Raw genomic sequence first — 23954 nt, 5'->3', positions numbered from 1 at the left:
ACTACTGTGCCCGGGACAGTTTGGTGGCCTGTGCAGCTTCGGGCGCTTCAGGCAACTTCGATCCCAGGCCCAGCTTCCAGCCCCAGCCTGCGGGTAGCGGCTTGCCGTTGTATAGATAGGCCAATGTTGCAGATTGGCTGATTACCCACCGGTGCAAGGCCCAACAGACAGTCGTTACGACAACCACCGCACCGACAAAGAAAACGTGAGGGTTGAGCGTAAGGAAAAAACCGCCACCCAGAATCAACAGCGGCATATGAAAGAGGTAAACGGTATAGCTGGATTCGCCGAGGAATCTTACCCACCAGGTATCCTCGCTGATGAGTCTGCGCGCGATGCCCATCAGCAGGCCGGTGACCGAAAGGGCCCACAGTCCATAGCCGAAATAGCGGTAGCCGCTGTTGCTTTCCCACAGGCCTCCGATAATCAACGCGCCGAGCGCCAGCAAACCGAGGTTCGAGCGCCAGTCATGCAGAGCCTCGAGCACAGTCGGCTTCAGAAAGAGGTAAGCGCCAGCAGCGAAGAAAGCCGCATAGGGAAGCAGCTGGTCAAAGTCCACCAGAATCCAGAAGCTCCCCCAGGGCGAAGTGGGAATTTTCCACGCCAGCACCGAGGCGGCCATGTATAGCCCAGCGACGGCAGCGGCAAACAACCAGTAGGGCAGAGTGATACACAGCCGGCGAAAGAGCGGGAAACTGACCGCGAGCGCGGCCATGTAGGCCAGCAGGTTGCCCAGAAACCACAAATGCCCGACCCAGGCGCCGCCCAACCAGAACGCTGTGTCCCAGTCTCGATGGATCATTGCCGGCAGTTGCAGGGTTAGCGCGGCCACGAGCAAAGGCACTGCAATACGGTTGAGGCGCTTGCCCAGGTAAGCAGGGGTGCCCATGCGGTTGATAAGCATGGCAGCGAAGAAGCCGGAAAGCAGGAAAAAGGCGTGCATCCGGAACGAGTGCAAGGCGAACGCAACGGCATTGTAGACTTCACTCTGTTCAAGGGTCTTGATGGCCCAGGGGTTCTCAGCCCTCACTACCAGGGCTGCATGGTAAACCACGCCGACCGTCATCAGGGCGCCCCGCAGGAAGTCTATATAGTAGTAGCGCATCATGTCTCCACGTGAAGCCATTACCCGGGCTCCGTTGATGAGTTGCTCGGGAGGGTCGGTCCCTGCCGACGAGTATCGCGAAGATGTGTGACGCTTTTATTGCTATCTGATGGCGCTGATATTGCTATCTGGTGGCGCTGAGGCGGGCGGGGGCTGGTCTCAATGACGGATGCTTCATTGAAGATTGGAAATCATCGGTGTTACTTTCTTAGAGCCGATTGCGCTTTTGACTCACGTACATGTTTCACTCAAGTACATGTTTGACCCAAGCACATCTTTTTTAACCTGACATTCAGTCTGACCCGAACGGAGAGAGCCATGGCTGGCGCGAGCGAGAGTTACCACGAACCCGTGGAACAGTTGTCCCCAAAAACAAAGGATATGCATCGGGCCCTTGTGTCCCTTCAGGAAGAGCTTGAGGCGGTGGATTGGTATCGCCAGCGGGCTGACGCAACCGACGATCAGGAGTTAAAAGGCCTGCTACTGCATAACATGCGCGAAGAGGTCGAGCACGCCTGCATGGTGTTGGAATGGCTTCGCCGCAACAGCGAGGACTTTGCCGAGCAGCTGAAACTCTACCTGTTCACCGATGACCCGATCCTCGAGGTGGAGGAGAGCGAAGAAGCTCAGGAATCTGTCAGGCCGGGTGGCGGCAAGGTTAGCGAAAGTCAGCCGCTTCAATTCACCATTGGCGACCTGAAGGGGAAGTAAAGCCATGAGTTATCTGAACCGAAAGAATGCGAACTTCTCCGACGACATCTGGAACAAGATTGATGAGGCGGCTGTTGAGGCTGCCACGGACATTCTGACCGGCCGCCGTTTTCTTGATGTGGATGGCCCCTACGGCGTAGGCCTGACCTCCGTAGAAGTCGGCGAGGAAGGCTACTGCCGACAGCCTGCTCCTGATGAAGCCGGCGCGGTGCTGAGCAAAGCGGTTGCGTTGCCGATGCTGCGCAAAAGCTTTGGCCTGAGTGTGCGCCGGATTGAAGGTCACGTTGGCATGGGCCTGCCGCTGGACCTGCGCGCTGTGGAAGATGCGGCAGAAGCCGTGGCACGCAGGGAAGAGGAGTTTATCTATTACGGCCAGCCGGATTTCGGGCTGGAAGGGCTACTGACCGCCAATGGTCGGGTGCAGGTTGGATGCGACGACTGGGGCCAGATCGAGCAGGCCCTGAGCGACGTGTTGGGCGCGGTGACGCGTCTCGATGAGAACGGCTTTCACGGGCCTTATGCGCTTGTGCTTTCGCCAAGCTGGTACAACCTGCTGTTCCGCCGTTACGAAGGCACAGACATGCTCCAGCTGGAGCACCTCAAGCGCCTCTGTGAACTGGGCGTGTTCAAGGCGTCCATTGAAGGCGCTGTGCTGGTGGACGCCCACGTGGGCCGCATCATCGTCGGGCAGGATATGATGACCGGTTATTCGAGCAACGATGGCATCCACCACCAGATGTTTATCAGTGAGAGCCTGGTCATGCGGGTCGAGGAGCCAGGCGCTATTTGTACCCTCTCGCCTAAAACCGCACCGTGAACCGGGGCGCGGACCAGCGCCGGGCCAGGCAGTCGCTCGAGGTGGTGTACAGCGTCCAGAACAGTCTGGAACAACGCCTCGGGCAGGGCGCCAGCGAGAGCCTCGAAAAAGTGCTGGGCGATGTCTGGCGCCGCCGCTCACTGCAGGGCGAACGCCTGAACAGCTGGCTGTGCGGGGGGCAGCCCTCGCAACAAAGCGCAGGCGCTTCTCCAGGTGCTGACGATCCGCCAAAACGCGAATCGGCTAGTGCAGATCAGGCCAGTACCAGCGATCCCGGACAGGCCCAGGTGCTTGAGCGACGCGAGCTGGCACCGGATCTCCTGATATTCAAGCTGTCCCGCCCGGCGGGTTTCAGCTTCACACCGGGCGCTTCGGTCAAGATTGATCTAGGCGGCATCAGCCGCCGCTATTCGCTGGTATCCGCCCCCCATGAGCCCTTTCTTGAGCTCTTCATAGAGCTGATACCCAATGGGAGCATGTCGTCACGCTGGCAGAGTGTAGCCCAGGGGGACGTTGTGGCTCTGCACTCACCAAAAGCTGGCCTTACTCTCAACGCCAACGCGCACAACCACATGCTGATCGCGACTGTCACTGGCGTAAACCCATTCGTGAGTATGGTTCGGGAGGCGGTTCACAAAGGCGAGGCTCAACAGCGCTTTGTGCTGCTGCACGGGGCAAGCTTTGCCTCGGAGCTGGGCTACGGCAGCGAGCTGGCCTCGATCGCAGCAGCGCAACCTCAGTTATTGACGTACGTTCCGGCTGTCAGCCGGCCGGATGTCATTGAGAACAGCGAATGGAAGGGCGCGCAGGGTCGCGTCGGCACACACGTTGAGGCGCTACTGGGTGAGAGGGGTTGGACGTCCCGGGACACCTGCCTTTATGCCTGTGGCAACCCGGATATGGTCGACGATATTGAACGAACCTGGCGGGGTCGCGGATTCGAGGTGCGGACAGAACGCTACAAATAGCCGGTTCTGTCCGGTTCAGGCAAGCGGGCGCAAGCCCCGAAAGGCTTCCGCTAGGCCTGGCGTCGACGCGCCAACACAACCCCAAGGACCCCCAGGCCCAACAGCGCAAGACTGGAGGGCTCGGGAACTTCAACCGTGCTGACCTTGGTCAGTCTGCCCATCAGATAAAACGCTTCCCCGGAGCCCAGGTTCTCGATATAGGCACCCTCATTCGGATAAGTCTTGTCGAGATTGTGAAAAATATCCTCCCCGGCGGCGAGACTGAATAGATCGAGGTAGAGAAAACAGCTCAGTGCATCAACTCCGAACGGCTCGAAGCCATTCTCATAAAGTCCGTCCGCGCCGGCGACAGGCTGGTCATACATGAGCGGCGAAAAACCTTCCCATTCGAAGGTCGCCGGTTCGCTCTCAAACTGCGCTGAGATCAGCCCGCGTCGGGCAGAGTCGACTTTAAAGATCCCAATCGCCTCATGGCTGGAACTGGGGTTTTCAATCCTGTCCAGGTAGGCGTACGTAATGATCGCAGCGTGGGTGGATGCGCTGAACCAGGTCATCAATGCCAACAGTACAAACTTCTTCATGGGACGTCCCTTTCGTATCTCGTGAATAAGCGGCTGTTCGATTAGCGATCGCAACAAACCGCAGGCAAAAAGCGAACCACACCGCGTCTTTACAGGCCTGCCCGAAGATCAACTGAGTAAAGGTGTAAAAACTATCGACGTTAGTGCGCACGGTGAGCGGCATTTGCTGACACCGGGAAGCGCACAACTGGGCTGTAATGAGCTGTCCTATTGATGATTATCATTTGGATCAGAAAGAGCTCGCATTAGCCTGAGGGCGACAAGGAGACAGCTTCATGTACGCATCCGCTCATATTGTTCATCTGTTTATGGCCATACTCTTCGTCGGCACGGTGTTCTTTGAAGTGCTGATTCTCGAAACGATTCGCCACAGAGTGTCCCGGGACGCACTGCGCGAAGTAGAGTCGGCGGTTGGTCAGCGTGCCCGCCAGATCATGCCGTTTGTGATTCTGCTTTTGTTTGGGTCTGGACTGGTCATGGCCTATTATCATGGACCTACATTAACCAATTCGTGGTCCAGCGGCTTCGCCCTGCAGCTGGGGCTCAAGATTCTACTGGCCTTCAGTGTACTGGCGCACTTCCTTACAGCCATGACCTGGATGGTCCGTCGCACCATGACCAGCTCCCGTTCACGGTTCATCCACTACAGTGTATTCAGCCACGTGATCGTGATCGTTTTCCTTGCGAAGAGTATGTATTACTTCGGCTGAACTGGCTCACACCCGAGCCGGACGGTCGTCCGCTCTGATGATGGGGATGCTGTTCCTCATATGATCATTAACCTAATTACTTTCTGCAACTTAGCTTCGAATGAGAATGGCTCTCATCATACTCCCCACCGTCAAAAACCCCTGACATTCATCAAAAACAAAGCAAAATTCGGCAATGATATGTAACCGAATGCTGCGTTTTACGAGGAATTATATTTCTCTGTACAGAAGCTTGCGGTGCTGCATAAGCGATCTACTATCAGCTTAACCATTGTTAGGAAGTGGGCTGTTTGGGCGTTTCAGACAGTGGCTCGGCAGCATGAGGTAGTACGGCAAATGCAACAAGAATCATCCGCATCATTCGCATCCCAGGTGCAATCGTTCTCGTCCCGGTTACTTACTCTTTTTAATGGCACCCACTTAAACAACCTGGTGTCGCCATTCGCCTTTGCAGCGGTCGGCACGGTCGCGTTGTTCCTGGCTAACGGCTTTGGTGGCGCGTCGTGGATTGGCGCCGGCGCGCTGGCGCTAACCGCTGGCGCGGCGTGGCGCCAGCGCTCCCGTGAACTGCGCGCTCACGCGCAGGACACCAGGCTCAGGGCTGCCGAAACAGCCGCAGCTCTGGCGCGTCCGACCGGCAACGGCGCGCTACACAGCCTCAGCGAGCAGTTGTTTCCGGTGTGGGAGCGTCAGATAGAAACTGCCCGGGGGCAGGCCGAAACCGCAGTGATTGAACTGTCCGGTCGCTTCTCCGAGATGACCCAGGAGCTTGCCGCAGCGACGCACTTGTTTTCCGGTGTCAGTGCTGATGAGCGAGGGCTGGGCGCACTGTTTAATCGTAGTGAAGAGCGTCTGCTCGACGTGGTGCAGTCCCTCAAGGATGCGCTGGCGGCCAAGCAGAGCCAGCTAGAGCAGATCAGGCACCTGGAGTCCTTCACCGGCGAGCTAAACAGCATGGCCGAAGATGTCGCCTCGGTCGCCTCGCAAACCAACCTGCTGGCACTCAACGCTTCGATAGAAGCAGCCCGGGCCGGCGAGCACGGACGAGGCTTCGCCGTGGTGGCGTCGGAAGTCAGGGAGCTGTCGCAGCGCTCCGGCAAGGCCGGGCAGACCATCGGCACCAAAATTACCGCGATCAACGAGGCGATTCGGGCTACCTGTCAGCAAGCTGTTGCCGAGAGTGAGCGGGACCATTCCGTCGAACACTCCGAAACTGCTATTCGTGAGGTGCTCGCAGACTTCCGTGAGATGACGGAGAACCTGGCGTCCGCTGGGCAAAGCCTGCAGGAAACCAACGCCCGTATTCAGGTTGGTGTTGAGGACGCTCTGGTGCAGCTCCAGTTCCAGGACCGCACTGACCAGATTCTGAGCCATGTCCGCGACAACATCGCGCTCGCTACTACCCGTGTGCAGCAAAACATCAGCTCTGCCGAAGCGGCGGAACTGGATGTAATGGCCATTCTGGAGGATATCGAGCGCTCGTACGCCATGGCGGAGGAGCGCGGCACCGACCAACAGAACCAGGGCGCGGAGGATGACGGCGGGATCACCTTCTTCTGAAGGCATTGAGAGAGATAACACGCGCGCTAAATCACCCCAGAAGTGCCGTTTGAACGCTTACACCTAACTGTTTGAGAGAAGACCATGGCCAAGACAATTTTGATCGTCGATGACTCCGCCTCTATCCGGCAAGTCGTGTCTATTGCGCTGAAAGGCGCGGGCTACGAGGTTATCGAGGCCAAAGACGGGCAGGACGCACTGTCGAAGCTCACAGGCCAGCGCGTACACCTGATCATTTCGGACGTGAACATGCCTGTTATGGACGGCATAACGTTTCTGAAAAACGTCAAGACGCGGCCCGAGTACAAGTTTACCCCTGTGATCATGCTGACCACCGAATCCGCTGAGAGCAAGAAAGCCGAAGGCCAGGCCGCAGGCGCCAAAGCCTGGGTCGTGAAACCCTTCCAGCCGCCCCAGATGCTGGCCGCTGTATCCAAACTGGTTATGCCGTAGGCGCACTGATGAGCTACGAACTGTCCACTCAAGATCCGGGCCATCACCACCTCGGCGGTGAGCTGTGTATATACGATGCTGCTGCGCTCAAACCTCAGCTACTCAACCTGCTGGTGCCCAACGCGGTGCGCGACATCGATCTGTCACGGGTGACTGAAATGGACTCCGCCGGTGTCCAGTTGATGCTGCTGACTCGTCAGGTAGCGGTGAAACGCGGCTGCAAGCTGACCTTTTCGGGCCACAGCCCAGCGGTCCGGGAAGTGATGAATCTGTTTCATCTGAGCGCCGACTTTGACAGCCCGACGCTGGTGCCGGTCAAGGAGTTTGCCTGATGAATCTCGACGCAGCATTTGAAACCTTTCTCGACGAAAGCCGCACCATGCTCGAAGACATGGAGCGGTACCTGCTTGAGCTTGAAAACGACGCCAGCGATGACGAAAAGCTCAATGCCCTGTTTCGCTGTGTGCACACGATCAAAGGGTCGGCCGGGTTATTCGCCCTGGACCACGTGGTGGAGTTCACCCATGTGGTAGAAGACGTGCTCGATCGACTGCGCGCCGGAGCGCTGCAGTTGGACGGCGAGCTGGCCGCGCTGCTGCTCAAGTGCCGGGACCATATCGCGGCACTGATCGAGATTGACGCTGATTCGGTCACGAAAGAACTCAAGGCCGCGGGGGAATTCCTGCTGCTCCTGTTAAGCGATTACCAGGAAGCGACGGAGGCCAGGCAGGCAGAAGGGGCTGACGCCTCAGCCGAAATTGCCGGCTCGGGCACTCACTCAGGCGCTCACTCAGGCACTTGGCATGTGTCAGTTCGCTTCGGCGAAGACGTTATGCGCAACGGTATGGATCCGCTCGGCTTCATCCGTTATCTCGCCACCCTCGGTGAACTCATCAACGTGGGCCTGGTAACGGAAGGTTTCCCGGAAGCGGATGAGTTTGACCCCGAGAGCTGCTACCTGGGCGTCGAGATTACGTTGCGCGCGGACATCACCCAGGCAGCGTTGGAAGAGGTTTTTGAATTTGTCCGGGAAGACTGCGAGTTACGCATTCTTCCCCCGGGTAGTCCGGTCTCTGCGTTCATGGACCTGATCCATGCGCTGCCAGAAAGTGATGCCCGTCTTGGAGAAATACTGGTCGCAAGCGGTGTGCTGACGCAGGCAGAGCTCGAACAGGGCCTGGCCCTTCAGCAGGAATGCGACGAGCCCGGCAGTGAAAAGTGCCGCCTGGGCAACGTGTTGGTGGAAGGCGGCAATGTAGAACCGGAGGTCGTCAATGCAGCGTTGGCCAAGCAGAAGACCAGCCGGCAGGCCCAGGCCCGGACCAGCCAGTTTCTGCGGGTACAGGCGGATAAACTCGACAGCCTCATCAACCTGGTTGGTGAACTGGTTATTGCCAGCGCTGCAGCAGGACTAAGCGCCCAGCGAGGCGGCGACCTGGCAACGCAGGAGGCAATGGTAGCCGTCAAGTCTCTGGTGGAAGGCATTCGCGACAGTTCGCTCGAGCTGCGCATGGTCCCGATCGGCGAGACGTTCCAGCGTTTCCAGCGGGTCGTGCGGGACGTTTCCCAGGAGTTGGGCAAGGACGTACGGCTCGATATCAGCGGCGCCGATACAGAACTCGACAAGACAGTCGTCGAGAAAATTGCCGACCCGCTGACTCACCTGGTCCGTAATGCGATGGATCACGGTATCGAGTCAGCGGAACGTCGCGCCGCGGCGGGCAAGCCGGCCCAGGGCAGGGTGCACCTGAACGCTTACCACGAGGCCGGCAGTATCGTTATCGAGGTATCTGATGATGGTGCCGGCCTGAGCAAAGACAAACTGGTTGCGAAAGCCCTTGAGCGTGGCGTCATCCAGAGCGCCGAGGGGCTGTCTGAGCAGGATATTTTCCAGCTGATTTTCGAGCCTGGCTTCTCGACCGCCGAGCAGGTCACAAACCTGTCCGGGCGCGGCGTGGGCATGGATGTGGTCAAACGCAGTATCGAAGCGCTGCGTGGTGCAATCGAATTGCAGTCATCCCCGGGAGTGGGAACAACACTTCGGATTCGGTTGCCGCTCACCCTGGCGATCATTGATGGCTTCCTGATGGGTGTCGGCGAGGCTAACTACATTGTTGCGCTGGATAGCGTGGTGGAATGCGTTGAGTTGACACCCGAGCAGCGTTCAGAGGCGCACGGTCGGGGATTCGTGAACCTCAACGGAGAAGCATTGCCGGTGGTCCAACTGAAAGAATATTTCGGACTCGGCGGAACATCCGGACGGCGCGAAAACATCGTGGTCGTCAGATATGGGTCCCACAAAGCCGGACTTATCGTCGATGCGTTATTGGGTGAATACCAGACAGTGATCAAGCCCCTTGGCCAACTGTTTGTGCACCTTAGCGGTATTAGTGGTTCAACGATTCTGGGTAGCGGAGATGTCGCCCTTATCCTGGATGTCCCCGTACTGGTTCAGCAGCTGGTTCAGCAGGAGGAGCGCCTGTTAGATCGAAAGACATACTCATAACCGAACTCAAAAACCAATCAGATTTATCTTTTTTAAAGGCGCACAAACTAATGAGCTGGTTCAAGAACCTCAAAATCGGAACAAAACTGCTGGCGGCATTCCTGGTGCTGTCAGCCATCACGGCGCTCGTTGGCTATGTTGGCATACACAACATGGGCCAAATAAACGAGCAGGCAGACGCGCTTTACGAGAAAGAGCTACTTGGCGTCTCGTATCTCAAAGAAGCGAATGTCAACGTGATATACGGCAGTCGCTCAATGCGCAACATGCTTTTGGCATCAACTCAGAAAGATCGTCAGGAAAGCATCGACAATGCACGTCGTTACGCGAAGCAGGAGCTTGAATATCTGGCTCAGGCGGAAGCACTGATCGAGAATCCAGAAGCCGAGCGTCTGCTGGCTCAGTATAAAATAGCGTCGGCTGAGTATGCCGGGCATCGGGACCGTTTGATCGGAATGGTTGAGAACTCTTCTTTGGCTGAACAGAGTGATGTCGTTGAATACGCCGAGGGTCCAGTCCGAGCATCAGGGGATGAGTTAGACCGGTTGCTTACCGAACTGTCCCGCATCAAAGAGAAGAACGCCGAAGATGCAGCGATTGCGACAACCGCCCTGTATGAGAGCAGCCTGATCAGCATGTCCATTCTGGTCGTGCTTGGCATCGTGGTTGGCATTGTCACCGGCCTGTTGATTGCACGCTCTATTACCCGTCCTCTGCGCGTCGCTGTCGACACTGCAAATACGCTGGCGGATGGCGACCTGTCCGTGCGCATCGAGTCGACGTCGAAAGACGAAACGGGTGTTTTGCTTGAAGCCATGCAGCGTATGGTCGAGAAGCTCTCCCAGACAATCAGCGAAGTCCGTTCCGCAGCGGATGGCCTGGCTTCTGCATCAGAAGAGGTCAGCGCTACCAGTCAGGGCCTGTCCCAGTCCTCATCTGAACAAGCGTCCTCGGTGGAAGAAACATCAGCGTCTATGGAACAGATGACCGCTTCGATTCAGCAAAACACCGAAAATGCAAACATGACAGACGGCATGTCTGCGAAGGCTGCGAAAGAGGCAGTAGAGGGCGGCCAGGCGGTGGAGAAAACAGTCGCTGCCATGAAGGACATCGCGGCCAAGATTTCTATCATCGACGATATCGCCTACCAGACCAACCTGCTGGCACTTAACGCTGCGATCGAGGCGGCCCGTGCCGGTGAGCATGGTAAGGGCTTCGCGGTAGTTGCAGCTGAGGTGCGGAAACTGGCAGAGCGTTCCCAGGTAGCGGCTCAGGAAATCGGTGCCGTAGCAGGGTCTTCAGTTGAATTGGCGGAAACCGCAGGTCGTCTCCTGTCCCAGATCGTGCCTTCAATACAGAAAACCTCCGACCTGGTCCAGGAAATCGCCGCTGGGTCCAGCGAGCAATCATCTGGGGTCAGCCAGATTAACGACGCCATGGAACAGCTTAACCAGTTGACTCAGACCAACGCGTCTTCTTCTGAAGAGCTGTCGGCCACCGCGGAAGAAATGAGCGCTCAGGCCGAGCAGCTGCAGGAGCTTATGAGTTTCTTCAAGCTCAAGGCGGAAACGTCCCGCGATCCCTCCCGCATTGCCCGGAATACTGTTGCTAAGGCGATCTCTACCGCCAGAACGGGTAGTGCACCAGCCAAGCGAAAGTTAGAGGCGGAAATCGACGAAGCTGAGTTCGAGCGGTTCTAGGAGCGGACAATGGGCGCATCTCAAGCAATTGAAAGGCCGGTTTATGCCGGCACGGAAACCCAGCAGTACCTTACGTTCTCCCTTAGCGATGAAATGTTCGCAGTGGGTATACAGCGTGTAAGGGAAATCATCGAGTACAGCAACGTCACGACGGTGCCGATGATGCCGCGGTTTGTAAGGGGCGTGATCAATCTTCGGGGCAGTGTAGTCCCCGTTATTGACCTGGCGGCGCGCTTTGGCCGGGAGGCAAGCAGCATTCACCGACGTACGTGCATTGTCGTGATTGAGATTGAGAACGACGGTCTGGAACAGGAACTTGGTGTCATCGTCGATGCGGTCTCAGAGGTACTGGATATCCCGGAAAGGGAGATCGAAGCTGCACCTTCTTTTGGCGCGAGAATCCGCGCCGACTTTATCAGTGGCATGGGTAAGGTGGACGGCCGGTTCGTGATTCTGCTCGATGTAGACCGCGTGCTTGCGGTCGAGGAAATGGCAGGTCTCGCCAAATTGGCCGATTCGGGTGTCGGCAGTGTCTGATCTCGTGGCAGAAAAAAGATCTCCCAGCACTGGGGTGCCAACGCTCACGGAGAGCGAGTTCAAACGCTTCCAGAAGCTGATGTTTGACGAGGCAGGGGTCACTCTGCCGTCGTCGAAAAAAGCGCTGGTCAGTGGCCGGCTCGCCAAGCGGCTGAAATTACATGGCTGCGGGAGTTTTGGTGCCTATTACGACTTGCTGTCGACCGATGCGAGCGAACACCAGTGGGCGGTCGATCTGCTGACCACCAATGAGACCTATTTCTTCCGGGAACCCAAACATTTTGAATTCCTGCGGGATGAAATCCTGAAAGCCCATCCGTCCTCGAGGCCCTTCCGGGCCTGGAGTGCGGCCAGTTCCAGCGGTGAAGAGCCCTACAGCCTGGCGATGTTGCTGGGGGATGTTCTGGGTAGCAATACATGGGAAGTGATTGGCTCTGACATCAGTATGCAGGTGCTCGAGAAAGCCGAGCGGGGGCTCTACCCGCTGGCGCGGACGAACCACATGCCGCCGGGCTACCTCAAGCGCTTCTGTCTCAAGGGTACCGGAACGCACGCGGGAAAGTTGCTGGTGAGCCGGAACCTGCGCGAGCGGGTCAAGTTCATGCAGGTCAACCTCAACGCAGAGTTACCCAAGCTGGGACAATTTGATGTGATCTTCCTGCGCAACGTCATGATCTACTTTTCCGCTGAAACCAAAGCGCAGGTGGTCCGCCGCGTGCTGGCTCAGCTAAGGCCAGGGGGGCATTTCTTCATCGGGCACTCCGAGAGCCTCAATGGCATAACGGATGGGTTGGAGCTTGTCCGGCCCTCCGTCTACCGGAAGCCTGCATGATCCATCGCCTCGGCTCAGCTATCGACATATTTCTGCATCCCGGCGAACACGACTTCGTCGATGAACACTTCAATCTTCGAACGACGCTGGGGTCCTGCGTTTCCATCGTGTTATGGCACCCGACACGCCACCTCGGCGGCATGTGCCATTACCTGTTGCCAGAGGGAAAACGGAGCAAGGATGAGCCGCTAAATGGCAAGTACGCCGACCAGGCATTTGAACTGTTGCTGGGGCAGGTGCGTAAGCACGGGACACAGCTGGACCAGTACCAGGTAAAGCTGTTCGGTGGCGGCAATATGTTTCCTGGCTGTATGGCGAGCGCACCCGGAGTCGCAAGCCGTAACATCGAGGCGGCACGTCGTATAGTTGCCCGGCATAGACTGAACGTAACGGCGGAAAGCCTTGGCGGAGCAGGTCATCGGAATCTTGTGTTTGAAGTAGCCTCGGGCGATGTCTGGGTCCAGCACATCAATATTGAAAATGAGCGCGTCGCGGGAAACATGCAGGCATGAGCAGCAAAGTGAAAGTCTTCATTGTCGATGATTCCGCGGTAGTGCGCCAGGTGATGACCCAGTTGCTGGGACAGGACTCCGGGATAGAGGTTATCGGCTCAGCTTCGGATCCCGTTTTTGCCCTGCAGAAAATGGCGACGCAATGGCCCGATGTCATTCTGCTGGATGTTGAGATGCCGCGCATGGATGGCATCACTTTCCTTAAAAAGCTGATGGTTGAGCATCCCACCCCTGTGGTCATCTGTTCGACATTGACCGAAAAGGGCGCCGCAACCTCAATGGAGGCGTTGTCGGCCGGGGCGGTAGAGATCATCACCAAGCCCAAGATCGGTCTGAAGGACTTTCTCACGGAGTCGTCCCAGCAACTGATTCGCGCTGTAAAAGGGGCGGCCCGGGCACGGGTGCGGGCCGCCCGCCCGGCTGGAACGCCGACGCAGCAACCAGTCTCCAATCGCCCGAGCGCAGCGATGGTAAAGACCACCGATTGCGTGGTCGCCCTGGGCACATCGACAGGCGGTACCCAGGCCCTGCAGGAGGTCCTTACACGGTTGCCGGAAGACTGCCCGGGTACTGTGGTAGTACAGCATATGCCGGAGAAATTCACCGCCGCGTTCGCTGACCGCCTTAACCGGCTTTGCCGTTGTGAGGTCAAGGAAGCCGCAGACGGCGATCGCGTGAGGCCCGGGCGAGTGCTGATTGCCCAGGGTGGCAAGCACATGCAGCTCAAGCGCAGTGGTGCGCAGTATTACGTTAATGTGCTGGACGGCCCACCGGTGAACCGGCACAAACCCTCGGTGGACGTGTTGTTCAGGTCAGTGGCTCAAGTCGCGGGCAAGAACGCTATCGGCGTGATCATGACCGGGATGGGGGATGACGGCGCGCGGGGACTTCTGGCCATGCGCCAGGCCGGCGCCAACACTGCAGCACAGGATGAAGCCAGCTGTGTCGTGTTCGGTATGCCCAAGGAAGCCATCGCGCACGGTGGTGCGGCAAGGATTCTGCCCCTCACGGATATCGCGCACTTCATTCTGCAGGGCTAGGGCCCTGCCTGCTGTGTCGAGCCGGCTTGCTGGCTTTGGCAACTGGCGGTTTCCGCTGTGAGTAAGCCGGGGCCGTCCTCCTGTAACTGGCGCGGTGGCCCACAGTCGACCTTGATAGCTAGCCAGGCGTTCGGCGAACCTGCTCTGCGGGCAAGGGTTCCCCGTAGAGATAACCCTGGCAGTAGTCGCAGCCTAATTCAGCCAGAAAGTCAGACTGCTCCTGCGTTTCTACGCCTTCTGCGACGGCCTTGAAGCCGAGACTGTGGGCGAGGCCGATTATGGCCGAAGCAATGGCGGAGTCATGTTCGCTTTGGGGCAGGCCTGCAACAAACTCACGGTCTATTTTCAGAGCATTGACGGGAAAGTTGCGTAGCGAACTGAAAGACGACGAGCCCGTGCCGAAGTCGTCTACCGACAGATACACCCCCTTTTTCTTGAGCGATCGGAACAGCAGGTCATTGGCCTGATTGTTCTCCATCAGCATGAATTCCGTAATCTCGATGTCGAGGCAGCCCGGCGGTACGCTTGTCTTTTCCAGCACGCTGTCGATCAGTTTCAGGAAGGACGTGGCGTTGAGTTGCGTGGAAGAGACATTTATCGCAATCCGGAAGTCCTCCCACCCTTCAGTCTTCCACTGATTTGCCTGTTGGCAGGCGGTGAAAAAGGTCCATTCCGCCAAGGCCTCCGCCAAGCCCATCTCGGCGGCAACCGCGACCACCTCGGGTGAGGTGACGTTATCGACAGGGCAGTCGCGCCAGCGTAGCAAAGCCTCAACGCCTACTATTCCGCCGTCCCTGAGGTTGATCTGGGGTTGGTAGTGAAGCGCAAGACCCTCTGTCTGCATGGCGTCGCAGAGCCAATCACCTATGCGTTCACGGCGTTTTGCGTCTTCATCGAGCTCGTCGGTATAGCGGTGGAATGTCGACCGCCCTCGGGCTTTCGCTGTATACATTGCGAGGTCGGCATTCTTGAGGATCTGACCCGGATCCCGGCTGTCCACAGGGAAGACCGTAACGCCGATACTCGCTCCAGACTGAATCTCTTTGTCTTCGAGATAGTAGGGTTGGGCCAGGGCATCGACCAGCTTTTCTGCGAGGGTCAGCGTATCCGTTTCTCCGTCCCGTGTCCTGCAGATGATGCCGAACTCGTCGCCGCCCAGCCGTGCCACCAGGTCACTCGCTCTTACGGTATTGCCCAGCCGTTCCGCGACCTTTTTCAGAAACAGGTCGCCCAAATGGTGGCCGTAGGAATCGTTGACCTCTTTGAAACGATCCAGGTCCAGTAACAGTACCTGGACCTGGTGCTGATTCAACTTCGCACTGGACAGTGTTTTCTTGAGCTGTTCGTTGAACATACTGCGATTGGGGAGACCCGTAAGCGCGTCGTGATGGGCCAGATAAAGCGTACGCTCACTGGCGATCTTTTCTGCAGTCTTGTCACGGGTTATTTTCAGATAGCCCCTGAAGTTGCCACGGTCATCGTATACCGGCGTCATGGTGCCGGACGCCCAGAATCGACTGCCATCCTTGCGCAGGTGCCAGCGGTCGTCTTCAGCGTACCCGTCTTTGAGTGCTTTGCGCATCTCCGAGACGTGCCGACCCTCTGCCAGGTCTTCTTCTGTAAAGATAATGGTGGTTGAGCAGCCTATGGCTTCATCCTCGGTATAGCCAAAAATACGCTCACCACCGACGTTCCACGAACTGATAACACCGTTTTCGTCTAACAGGAAAACGGCGTGCTGCGTAGCGTTTTTCAGGGCGAGCAGGGCGTTTTGGATGGCGCTATTTCCTCTAATCTGTAGTGTTTTCGCCTACGTTACTGAAATGCGCGGCAACACTTGAGTTACGTTGAATTAATTACATGGCAGGGTGCAAAACGAACAGTGATTCAGAAAATGAGGTGGGCGGGTCGTAGTCCGCAGCTCCCAGCGCACTGTCTGACGTCTTGACCCTCAATCGCAGATTGCTGCCACCGGCGATTGCTTTCAAGCACAGCGGTGACATTCTTTAGCAAAAGAAACACGCCGTTAATCAGCTACCTGGCTCAAGCAGTGCAGGTAAAAATTGCTCGTTAGACAGCGCTTCGCCCATACTGGCCGCCAGGTTTTTAGAGCTACACCCATCGTCGGAGGACATTCCCCTATGAGCGAACCACAATACGACTTGGTTGTTTTCGGAGCGACCAGCTTTGTTGGCCAGATACTGAGCCGCTATCTCACTGAGAACTTCGGTACCAAGGGAGACCTGAAATGGGCCGCCGCAGGACGCTCACAGGCCAAGCTTGACGAACTTAAGCGCTCACTTGGCAGAAAGGCGACCGAGTTGCCTTTACTGGTTGCTGACGCGGCTGACGAAGGCAGCCTGGCCACACTGTGTTCGAAAACCCGGGTTGTCATCTCAACGGTTGGCCCTTACGCCCTCTACGGCGAGCCTTTGGTCAAGGTTTGTGCTGAAACCGGTACGGACTATTGCGACCTCACAGGCGAGGTGCAGTGGATAAAGAAGATGATCGAGCGGTATGAAGCCACCGCTATCGCGTCGGGGGCAAGGATCGTACATTGCTGTGGATTCGACTCTATCCCGTCGGACATGGGCGTGTTCTTTCTGCAACAGCAGGCGCGTGAGCGTTTCGACGAGCCGTGCACACGTGTAAAAATGCGGGTCAAAGCTGCAAAAGGCGGCATGTCGGGCGGTACTGTGGCCAGTCTGATGAATGTCGTTAAAGAAGCGGCTGGTAATCCTGGATTACGCAAAGAACTGGCCAACCCCTATTCGCTGTGTCCACCGAATCATTCGTTCATTGCTCGCCAGCCGAACCTGAAGTCCGGCGCCTTCGACGAAGACTTCAATGCCTGGATCACACCATTCATCATGGCGGCGATAAACACCCGCGTGGTGCATCGCTCCAATGCACTCATGGGTAAAGCCTACGGCAGCGGTTTTATCTATGAAGAGGCCATGCTGACAGGACGAGGCGTCAAAGGGCGCATGGCGGCTTACGGTATTGCCGGCGCAATCGGCAGTTTCATGGTTGCATCGGTGATGAAACCGTCACGGTGGGTGCTGGAGCGCTTCATGCTACCCAAGCCCGGGGAAGGCCCGAGTCTGGAAGCGCAAAAGGCCGGCTTCTTCGATATCCGGTTCGTGGGAAAGACAGCCAGTGGCAAGACACTACGGGCAAAAGTGACCGGTGATCAGGATCCGGGTTACGGTTCGACCGGGAAGATGTTGGGCCAGGCCGGTGTCTGCCTGGCATTGGACTTACCGAAGGTCGAGAAGGCCGGTGGTTTCTGGACCCCATCCACTGCTTTTGGCGACAAACTGCTGACACGCCTAACCAGGTATTCAGGCCTCAAGTTCGAAGTTCTGGAGAGTTAGTCCCCACCTTTGATGGGCTAGTCCCACGAAGTCTCATAGCCTTCAGTGGCGCGCCGGTAGGGCTGAACCTGCTGGCGCGTCGTGATAAAAGTGCGACGACTTCCCTGAATAGCCGAACCCAGCCCCATTCTGTCCAGCCCCATTTTGTAGAGGTCAGTCCTGGTCAGTCCTTCGCGGAGCTGTATCCGGTCATTTCGAGAAAGCCTTCCCCGGTGTGTGAGCCTGAAACATCAATCGGGCCTTCCCAGTAGGGCACCAGACCTCGGTTCCAGTACTCGCCCGGCCACGAGTTCACGGTTAAATCCAGTCCGTAGTCCGGAATCTGTATGAGCCACTCAGCTGGCACTTCGCCGGTTTCTGTCTCTCGTGTTTCATTCGGTAGAAGTTCGATCTGGGCCGGGCTTAAAGGTATCACTGTGCCGTCCGCTTGAATCAGGGTTCCGGACTGAAAAACAGGCGATCCCCGTAGCTGAAACACCATAAGCTCCGAGTTGTCGTCCAGATGCATCGAAAACCAGTCCCAACCCTTTTGGCTACGACCCAGCAGCTGGCTGCTCCACTCCCGGTCAAGCCAGGCTGTGCCGGTCACCTCCAGCATTTCTGCGCCGAACTGAATGCGGCCACGGACCGCCATGTCGACAAAACTGAAGTACATGGAGCCCTGTCCCTCCTGGGACTTCGCACTGAAGCCGTTCGATCCGTGGAGCACCATGGCGTCCGTGGGCGGTTCACGAAGCGTTACTTCCAGCCAGTACTGAAACCCATCATCACCGGCGTTCACTGCGAACACGCCCGGTGCCGTTTCCCGGAGTTGCCAGTCATCCAGCCACAGGCGAACCGGATCTGTTTCAGCACCGGCCTGGGCTGTGCCACCGCGCGCCAGCTTCTCGGCAAAAGCATGCTTTTCGGGACTGCTAAGGGCCGCATGGGCCATCCAGACCGCTGGGCTTTTCCATGGGGTTACGCTGCCGTCGTGCAGCGGGCCCGGGTTGCTTTGGCCGGGCGCGCTCGGTTCAGGCGGAGACAGGCTTTGCCGAAACAGGGTCCACTGGGCGCCAAAGCGACGACCGTCCTCTGCTGTGAGGTTAGCGGTGAGGTACCACCATTCCAGACGGAAATCCGGGTGAGCGCCCATGTCTCCGGGAAGCATGATGGTCAAACCAGGGTGGGGCTGGGAGAAGCCATCGCTTGCGCTCCCGAGGGACGCAAAGCCGTCATCAGGCTGTGTATCATTCACCAGGTCACAACCCGCTACCGAGACGACCATCGGTGACAGTAGCAGCAGGAGCAGAGAGGCGGGCAATTGACCGCGTCTGATAAAGCCACCTGTAACCCAGCCCACAAAAGCGCCGATCAGCGTGGCCACGAGGACCAGCTTGAGCCAGAACAACGGGTAAACTTGAAAAGGCAGCGCCCAGCCAAACGCCAGAGGATTCACCCGCGCAACCAGTAGCCAGGCCAGGAATATACCCACGGGGACGGCCAACACTGCCAGCAGAAAAGCTAGCCCTGCCGAGTGGATTATCAACCGCCCCTGTACCTGGGACAGCGTAAGCCCGAACACATGGAGCAGGGTGTAAAGCGACCGTCGGATGCGGAAGGTTGCAAGGCCAATCAGCAGCAATCCGACGGCGGACAACAGTAAGGTCAGTGATATAAGCGTCCCGGTAAGACGAAATGTTCGCGCAAATGCCTGCTCGGCCAATTGGCGGACCTCGGCCTGGTCGCGGAACGAAAATTCTCCGGGCAGCTCGGCTGCCTCAAGCGCGATAAGGCTTTCCTCAACATTATTGACTGCCAGGCTATAACCGAGACTCCGCTGAGGGAGCTGGTTCAGCGCCGGCCCGAGTTGGCTGACGGTCAACATTGCTTCGCCCGCGGGCCTGCCGTAGTCGGCGTACACAGCCAGCACCTGAGGCCTAAGGTGTTTTCGGCCCAGCTGCAAAGCAATCCTGTCGCCAATCGCCAGCTTCAGTCTGCGTGCGAGCTGTTCATTGACCATAACGCCATCGCCCTCGGCCAGGGATCGCAAGGGATCCCGGACACTGGCTATGATTGACCCGCTGCCCAGTCCTGCTGAGTGGGCGTCGAGCACGATAACGTCAACGGGAGATTTTTCGGCCAGCCCCCGACCGTAGACCCGTGGACTGACGCTATAAACGCCTGGGATGGCTTCAAGGCGAGACGTCCATTCATCCATCTGTCTTGTGAGGGAACGCCCCTGTGTGAGGCTCGGGGTCAGGTAGATGTCGCCCTGCAGTCGCTGCTCCAGCCAGGTCGAGAACGTGGTTCCGAAGCTGGTGACCATGCTGTGCACGCCGATCGCTGCTGCGATTGAAAACGCCAGCGCAATCAGTGGTACTGCCATTTCACGGGTCAGTGCCTGCATTTCGCTGAATGACCATTCCGCAAGGGGCGTCACGGCCCGCCGTTCGAGCCACCTCAGCAAGATGACGATGACGTGCGGCAGAATTACAGCAAGCGCGCACAACACGAGGGTAACGCCGGCGTACAACTGCCAAAGATTGTCCGCTAGCCCCAGGAACGCCGCGCCGACCAGCAGGCTCATTATTAACAGGATTACGGTCCGTGAACCCGTCAGGGACCTGGCCCTTTGTGGAAAGGTGGAGGACGTCACTCCGAGGCTGTGGTTCTTTCGCCAGACAAGGTCGCCGCAAGCCCAGAGCATCACGCCCAGAATCAGCACGAGTGCCGTCACCCAGAGCTCCGGGCCAGGCAAGACGAAATCCCGGGCAACGACATCAAAAAGCCCGCCGAGGGTCTCTCTCAAACCGCCTGAGAAGATGCGCGCCAGCTGACTCCCGGAGAACAGCCCCGCCGTTGCGCCGACGATGCCTATCACAGCAAGCTCGATACCCAGACAGAGCACAATGTAGGTACGCGGAACGCCGCTACGTTCAAGAACCATAAGGGTCGGCTGACGCTGGCTCAGCCCAAATACGTAGACGCTGCGAATAAGGAGCGCAGCAACGAGCATGGCCAGGAGCGCCAGTGCATCCAGGTTGAACAGAAAACTCTCTGCCAACTCGTCTGAACTTACGCCATGTTCGACCAACAGCTCCCGATAGCCCGGCGGCAGGTCGGTTTGTGCAAGGGTGCCGGTCACCAACTGCAGCTGAACACTGCCGGCGAACTGATGACGTGCGACGACACCGATATCCCCGAGCAGAGTCTGGGCGGGAAGGTCGGGTGCAGGCTCCAGTTGGGTGTCATCCAGGGCAAGGCCGCTCTGGCGCCAGCGATCCAGCGCGCTGACATTGCCCCACAATCGGGGCTGACCGAGAGCGCTGAGATTAATGCCAGCGCCGCTATTACCGAGGGCCGCTCCGGCGCAACCGGAGGAGAGGGGGTCGATACCTATCAGCGTGAGCTCGGGTTCGACAGGTACTTTGATAGTCAGGCGCGGGGTGACACATACGCCGGCCTGCCGCAGCGCTCCGAAGTCTTTCTCTGTCACGGCCGCGCCGTCCGTTCGCTGGATCTCGACAACAGGCGCAACCGCCGCCTCGGACTGGGCAAAGCTGCTGCGGGCCTGGTCGGTAAGTATGTGAACGCTGGCCCAGAGCGCGACTGCCAGCGCGGTGATCAGGATAAGGCTCAGGAACTGCAAGGGGTTGCGCCGGTAATGGCTGGCAAACGCAGTGGCGATAGCGCTGATCCCTTGCAGCTGGATCATGTCGGCGGCGCATCCCTGTCGGATACCGGTCGCAAGCGCCCGCCGGACAGTTGCAGGACCCGATCACATTGGCGGGCGAACTCAAGATTGTGGGTGGCGATAACTGCCGTTAGCTGGCGCTCGCGTATCCCCCCGAACAGCAATTCCGCCACACGCTGTGAACTGGCTTCATCGAGGCTGCCGGTGGGCTCGTCGGCAAGCAGCAGGCGTGGCTTCATTGCGAACGCAGCTGCAATAGCACCGCGTTGACGTTCCCCTCCAGACACCTCGTCCGGGTAACGGTCCATGAGCCTGCCAATACCGAGGGCATCCATAATGGCACGCTCGCCCTCGACATCGGGGCAACCGGCAAGCGCTGAGCGGAACGCTACATTCCGGCCAAGCGACAGTGTGGGTATCAGATTGGCATCCTGAAATACCGTGGCGATATGATTGCGCCGCCAGCGCGCCCAGCCATTGGCACCGAGTGTGGCGGTGTCACGGCCGAATACCTCCAGCTTGCCGGCATCTGGCTGCAGCAGGCCGTTTAGAATATTCAGCAGCGTAGTTTTCCCCGTGCCGGACGGACCCACTATCGCGACGGATTCGCCTTGGGTGACCGTCAAGTCCATGCCGGCGAGTACAGGATGCGCGCAGTCACCGGCAGGGTCTTTTCCGCCAGGCTGCACCCGGCCACGTCGTCTCTGGCTGGTATCCGGGACCGCTCGCGTCAAACCAGATGCTTTTATGATGGAGACTGTCATGTCTGATCCGGAAGGTGGGCATTGGGCGATCTGGCCGTAACCGCTTACCAGTCAAATCGCCGACGCTAAGGCCGGGGTGTGGCGATGTACTGCCCGATTTTTCGGACGTACAGGCCAAGCCCTGGCTAGACGGGGTGTTTGTTTTCCCGGTAGAACCTGAAAATTTCCTGCAAGGATCGCTTCGGCGTGAAGTTGAATTTCTTCTCGAAGGTACGCCCGTCGATAACGACCGGGTACTTGAAATATTCGAGCAGATAAGGCGGAAAACTGCGTGCATTGATCCAACGGGTGATGAGCTTGGGAAAAAAGGGTGGAATAGAGGGCAAGGGAAGGATCTTACAGCCACAGAGCCGCAACGCTTCCTGGTACGCGACCCAATCCTGTGGCGCAACGTTGTAGACGCCGGATTCGTTCTTTTTGTTGGCCAGCACGATAGCATCCGCCATGTCATCGATGTGGATGAATTGCATCATGGGCGAGAAGCCTGCCAGCGCGGGCGCAAACTGGCTGCTGAGCAGGGAGCTTATGGAGTTTCGTACTCCTGGGCCAACAATATTGCAGGGGCGCAGGATACAGATGTTCAGATTGGGGTAGCGCCAGAGATAGATGATCGCGAGGTTCTCGAGTTCCACACTGTCGACCAGATCCATCGTCAGATTCGCGCCCTTGAGCGGCGCGCTCTCATCGATAAGCGCGGGGTTGTATGCGTTGGCTCCGTAAACGTGGTAGCTGGAGAGTACCTGAACTTTTTTAATCCCGTATTTGTTGCTCAGGTCGAGAAGCTTCTGCGTACCCAGGACGTTGGCGTTGTAGCGGCTCATTCGGGTCTCCTGACTTGATAGGATCCTCCCGAGATGAATCACTGACTCGAAATGGTATTTCTTGAAGAGGTCTTCAAAAACCCGTTTGTTGAAGTCGATGCGGTAGCTTGGAATACCCTCACCGAGGTCCACCTGCTGCCGGAAGTCGACCGCGACCACCTGATTGTCGTGGCGTAGCCGTTCAATGACCTGTTTGGCCAGGGCGCCCGCTGCGCCCGTGACCAGTATTGCTGGTTTCATTTTCTTCGCCATTAGAAAAGCCTTTTGCGCTTGCTGAGCCCTTGATTGATCAGCTCACTGATGGACCGCTTGACCTGTTCGACCCGGCCGGTGACTTCTTCTTCTGAAATGTCGTCGTACGGGAAGTGCATCGGCTCGCCGAAATTCAGGTAGACCTTCGCGGGCAGCACGACAGGGGCCGCCAGAGGCACATAAGGTAGACCCAGCCTGCGCGCTAGCGGGGAAATATTGGCAAACGCAGGTATTGTCTCTTCGCAGCCAACTACGCCAACAGGCACTATGGTCGCGTTATTCTGCATGGCCAGATGCATGAATCCATTACCGAAGCGTTTCAGCTGATAGCGATCTCGGTAGAGTTTGCCTGAACCCCGGACGCCTTCCGGAAAAACAATAATCGCCTCGTCGTTCGCCAACATCTTTGCGCAGTTGACAGGGTCGCCGAGTACCCCGCCGAGTTCATTAAGGTAATTGCCAACGTAAGGAACGGTCGGGAAAAACCGTTCGATCATGCACCTGGGGAAGCGTGGCGCGTGCTCGCGGGTTGCGATCGCGTAGCCAATCAACATGCCGTCGAGAGGAAGCTGGCCACTGTGGTTGCCGATAATCATCACCGGGCCATGGCTCGGGATGTTCTCCACACCGGTAGTTTCTACGCGAAAGTATTTGTCGTAGAGAAAACGGGTCAAAGTCAGCCCGAATCCAAGGGATTCTGTGTTATATCCCCACGGATCGTAACCCAGGCTGCCGACCGGCTTGTGGATCTGGTTTACTTTGTTCTCAAGCTCCCTGGGAGTCAATTTGCTCTCGATGTACTTTCTGAGCCGCATTCTCGTCTTTCCCTTTAGAAACCGGTGCACAGGGATCCGGAGCGTAACCTCAGCCGACACGACTGCTCTCCGGATAGGCCAGGAGCTGGCAGCGTTTGCGCTACCGTCAACTGTTCTGATGGAGCAGTATAACCTTAACCTGAGTTGCTACTGGTTTCGAAGCCCGGAGAGTTGTGCTTTTGTTAAGTAGTTCCAGCCTTGTGCCTCATCCGGGGAT

Annotated in this window: 22 protein-coding genes; 14 read left to right on the top strand and 8 right to left on the bottom strand. The window is 57.7% G+C overall.

The genetic code is table 11. The features are described from left to right. Position 1 precedes the first annotated feature (1 nt). Entirely contained in the window at positions 2–1126 is a 1125-nt protein-coding gene (locus soil367_RS09255) for an acyltransferase family protein (protein WP_136548836.1), read from the bottom strand. Positions 1127–1423: 297 nt separating this feature from the next. Between soil367_RS09255 and soil367_RS09250 the strand changes: the two genes are divergently transcribed. Genes soil367_RS09250 through soil367_RS09240 form a run of 3 tightly spaced genes read left to right on the top strand, consistent with a single transcriptional unit; the run spans position 1424 to position 3601 of the window. Beyond that, positions 1424–1816, top strand: a complete 393-nt coding sequence (locus tag soil367_RS09250) for an encapsulin-associated ferritin-like protein (RefSeq protein ID WP_136548835.1) — start codon at positions 1424–1426, stop codon at positions 1814–1816. Positions 1817–1820: 4 nt separating this feature from the next. Beyond that, complete coding sequence (locus tag soil367_RS09245) at positions 1821–2633, top strand: family 1 encapsulin nanocompartment shell protein (protein WP_136548834.1); 813 nt, start codon at positions 1821–1823, stop codon at positions 2631–2633. After that, positions 2630–3601, top strand: a complete 972-nt coding sequence (locus tag soil367_RS09240) for an FAD-binding oxidoreductase (protein WP_136548833.1) — start codon at positions 2630–2632, stop codon at positions 3599–3601. Before soil367_RS09245 ends, soil367_RS09240 begins: the two co-directional genes overlap by 4 nt. A 50-nt stretch (positions 3602–3651) precedes the next feature. On the opposite strand, the gene soil367_RS09235 is transcribed toward soil367_RS09240, so the two are convergent. Further along, a complete protein-coding gene (locus tag soil367_RS09235; protein ID WP_136548832.1) occupies positions 3652–4182 on the bottom strand; it encodes a PEP-CTERM sorting domain-containing protein in 531 nt (176 codons plus the stop codon). A 275-nt stretch (positions 4183–4457) separates the two neighbouring features. Between soil367_RS09235 and soil367_RS09230 the strand changes: the two genes are divergently transcribed. The 10 genes from soil367_RS09230 to soil367_RS09185 all read left to right on the top strand — a co-directional run bounded on the left by soil367_RS09230 (position 4458) and on the right by soil367_RS09185 (position 14032). Further along, complete coding sequence (locus soil367_RS09230; protein ID WP_136548831.1) at positions 4458–4892, top strand: CopD family copper resistance protein; 435 nt, start codon at positions 4458–4460, stop codon at positions 4890–4892. A gap of 336 nt (positions 4893–5228) precedes the next feature. Continuing rightward, complete coding sequence (locus tag soil367_RS09225) at positions 5229–6452, top strand: methyl-accepting chemotaxis protein (protein ID WP_136548830.1); 1224 nt, start codon at positions 5229–5231, stop codon at positions 6450–6452. An 84-nt stretch (positions 6453–6536) separates the two neighbouring features. Continuing rightward, on the top strand, positions 6537–6905 hold the full coding sequence (locus soil367_RS09220) for a response regulator (protein WP_136548829.1): 369 nt from the start codon (positions 6537–6539) through the stop codon (positions 6903–6905). 8 nt (positions 6906–6913) lie between these two features. Next, positions 6914–7237: an STAS domain-containing protein gene (locus soil367_RS09215; protein WP_136548828.1), complete on the top strand. Its 324-nt coding sequence runs from the start codon at positions 6914–6916 to the stop codon at positions 7235–7237. After that, positions 7237–9411, top strand: coding sequence for a chemotaxis protein CheA (locus tag soil367_RS09210; RefSeq protein ID WP_136548827.1), 2175 nt, complete (start codon positions 7237–7239; stop codon positions 9409–9411). Before soil367_RS09215 ends, soil367_RS09210 begins: the two co-directional genes overlap by 1 nt. Positions 9412–9461: 50 nt before the next feature. Further along, entirely contained in the window at positions 9462–11111 is a 1650-nt protein-coding gene (locus soil367_RS09205; protein WP_136548826.1) for a methyl-accepting chemotaxis protein, read from the top strand. A 9-nt stretch (positions 11112–11120) separates the two neighbouring features. Next, on the top strand, positions 11121–11648 hold the full coding sequence (locus soil367_RS09200; RefSeq protein ID WP_136548825.1) for a chemotaxis protein CheW: 528 nt from the start codon (positions 11121–11123) through the stop codon (positions 11646–11648). Beyond that, positions 11641–12480: a CheR family methyltransferase gene (locus tag soil367_RS09195; RefSeq protein WP_246065595.1), complete on the top strand. Its 840-nt coding sequence runs from the start codon at positions 11641–11643 to the stop codon at positions 12478–12480. The genes soil367_RS09200 and soil367_RS09195 overlap by 8 nt, the downstream gene beginning before the upstream one ends. Then, positions 12477–12992: a chemotaxis protein CheD gene (locus tag soil367_RS09190; RefSeq protein WP_136548824.1), complete on the top strand. Its 516-nt coding sequence runs from the start codon at positions 12477–12479 to the stop codon at positions 12990–12992. Before soil367_RS09195 ends, soil367_RS09190 begins: the two co-directional genes overlap by 4 nt. Continuing rightward, the gene (locus tag soil367_RS09185) at positions 12989–14032 is read left to right on the top strand and encodes a protein-glutamate methylesterase/protein-glutamine glutaminase (protein WP_136548823.1); all 1044 of its coding nucleotides are present in this window, start codon (positions 12989–12991) and stop codon (positions 14030–14032) included. The genes soil367_RS09190 and soil367_RS09185 overlap by 4 nt, the downstream gene beginning before the upstream one ends. 118 nt (positions 14033–14150) lie before the next feature. Here soil367_RS09185 and soil367_RS09180 read toward each other — a convergent pair whose 3' ends face one another. Next, on the bottom strand, positions 14151–15788 hold the full coding sequence (locus soil367_RS09180) for a putative bifunctional diguanylate cyclase/phosphodiesterase (protein WP_281283925.1): 1638 nt from the start codon (positions 15786–15788) through the stop codon (positions 14151–14153). A gap of 385 nt (positions 15789–16173) precedes the next feature. Between soil367_RS09180 and soil367_RS09175 the strand changes: the two genes are divergently transcribed. After that, positions 16174–17409, top strand: coding sequence for a saccharopine dehydrogenase family protein (locus soil367_RS09175; protein WP_136548821.1), 1236 nt, complete (start codon positions 16174–16176; stop codon positions 17407–17409). A 17-nt stretch (positions 17410–17426) separates the two neighbouring features. On the opposite strand, the gene soil367_RS19110 is transcribed toward soil367_RS09175, so the two are convergent. The 5 genes from soil367_RS19110 to soil367_RS09155 all read right to left on the bottom strand — a co-directional run bounded on the left by soil367_RS19110 (position 17427) and on the right by soil367_RS09155 (position 23737). Next, a complete protein-coding gene (locus soil367_RS19110; RefSeq protein WP_281283915.1) occupies positions 17427–17552 on the bottom strand; it encodes a hypothetical protein in 126 nt (41 codons plus the stop codon). A gap of 20 nt (positions 17553–17572) precedes the next feature. Then, positions 17573–21106, bottom strand: coding sequence for a lipocalin-like domain-containing protein (locus tag soil367_RS09170; protein ID WP_136548820.1), 3534 nt, complete (start codon positions 21104–21106; stop codon positions 17573–17575). After that, a complete protein-coding gene (locus soil367_RS09165; protein ID WP_216642795.1) occupies positions 21103–21849 on the bottom strand; it encodes an ABC transporter ATP-binding protein in 747 nt (248 codons plus the stop codon). The genes soil367_RS09170 and soil367_RS09165 overlap by 4 nt, the downstream gene beginning before the upstream one ends. A 125-nt stretch (positions 21850–21974) precedes the next feature. After that, positions 21975–22910: an SDR family oxidoreductase gene (locus soil367_RS09160; protein WP_246065594.1), complete on the bottom strand. Its 936-nt coding sequence runs from the start codon at positions 22908–22910 to the stop codon at positions 21975–21977. Between the two features lie 11 nt (positions 22911–22921). Further along, positions 22922–23737, bottom strand: a complete 816-nt coding sequence (locus soil367_RS09155; protein WP_136548818.1) for a lysophospholipid acyltransferase family protein — start codon at positions 23735–23737, stop codon at positions 22922–22924. Positions 23738–23954 lie beyond the last annotated feature (217 nt).

This window comes from Hydrocarboniclastica marina (genome assembly GCF_004851605.1).
Lineage (GTDB): Bacteria > Pseudomonadota > Gammaproteobacteria > Pseudomonadales > Oleiphilaceae > Hydrocarboniclastica > Hydrocarboniclastica marina.
This window is presented reverse-complemented; position numbering and strand designations above follow the sequence as displayed.

Bases quoted from the DNA above. Each gene is read 5' to 3' on its own strand.
- soil367_RS09255 (WP_136548836.1), bottom strand. From the start codon at position 1,126: ATGGCTTCACGTGGAGACATGATGCGCTACTACTATATAGACTTCCTG.
- soil367_RS09250 (WP_136548835.1), top strand. From the start codon at position 1,424: ATGGCTGGCGCGAGCGAGAGTTACCACGAACCCGTGGAACAGTTGTCC.
- soil367_RS09245 (WP_136548834.1), top strand. From the start codon at position 1,821: ATGAGTTATCTGAACCGAAAGAATGCGAACTTCTCCGACGACATCTGG.
- soil367_RS09235 (WP_136548832.1), bottom strand. From the start codon at position 4,182: ATGAAGAAGTTTGTACTGTTGGCATTGATGACCTGGTTCAGCGCATCC.
- soil367_RS09230 (WP_136548831.1), top strand. From the start codon at position 4,458: ATGTACGCATCCGCTCATATTGTTCATCTGTTTATGGCCATACTCTTC.
- soil367_RS09225 (WP_136548830.1), top strand. From the start codon at position 5,229: ATGCAACAAGAATCATCCGCATCATTCGCATCCCAGGTGCAATCGTTC.
- soil367_RS09220 (WP_136548829.1), top strand. From the start codon at position 6,537: ATGGCCAAGACAATTTTGATCGTCGATGACTCCGCCTCTATCCGGCAA.
- soil367_RS09215 (WP_136548828.1), top strand. From the start codon at position 6,914: ATGAGCTACGAACTGTCCACTCAAGATCCGGGCCATCACCACCTCGGC.
- soil367_RS09210 (WP_136548827.1), top strand. From the start codon at position 7,237: ATGAATCTCGACGCAGCATTTGAAACCTTTCTCGACGAAAGCCGCACC.
- soil367_RS09205 (WP_136548826.1), top strand. From the start codon at position 9,462: ATGAGCTGGTTCAAGAACCTCAAAATCGGAACAAAACTGCTGGCGGCA.
- soil367_RS09200 (WP_136548825.1), top strand. From the start codon at position 11,121: ATGGGCGCATCTCAAGCAATTGAAAGGCCGGTTTATGCCGGCACGGAA.
- soil367_RS09190 (WP_136548824.1), top strand. From the start codon at position 12,477: ATGATCCATCGCCTCGGCTCAGCTATCGACATATTTCTGCATCCCGGC.
- soil367_RS09185 (WP_136548823.1), top strand. From the start codon at position 12,989: ATGAGCAGCAAAGTGAAAGTCTTCATTGTCGATGATTCCGCGGTAGTG.
- soil367_RS09175 (WP_136548821.1), top strand. From the start codon at position 16,174: ATGAGCGAACCACAATACGACTTGGTTGTTTTCGGAGCGACCAGCTTT.
- soil367_RS19110 (WP_281283915.1), bottom strand. From the start codon at position 17,552: ATGGGGCTGGACAGAATGGGGCTGGGTTCGGCTATTCAGGGAAGTCGT.
- soil367_RS09170 (WP_136548820.1), bottom strand. From the start codon at position 21,106: ATGATCCAGCTGCAAGGGATCAGCGCTATCGCCACTGCGTTTGCCAGC.
- soil367_RS09165 (WP_216642795.1), bottom strand. From the start codon at position 21,849: ATGACAGTCTCCATCATAAAAGCATCTGGTTTGACGCGAGCGGTCCCG.
- soil367_RS09160 (WP_246065594.1), bottom strand. From the start codon at position 22,910: ATGAAACCAGCAATACTGGTCACGGGCGCAGCGGGCGCCCTGGCCAAA.
- soil367_RS09155 (WP_136548818.1), bottom strand. From the start codon at position 23,737: ATGCGGCTCAGAAAGTACATCGAGAGCAAATTGACTCCCAGGGAGCTT.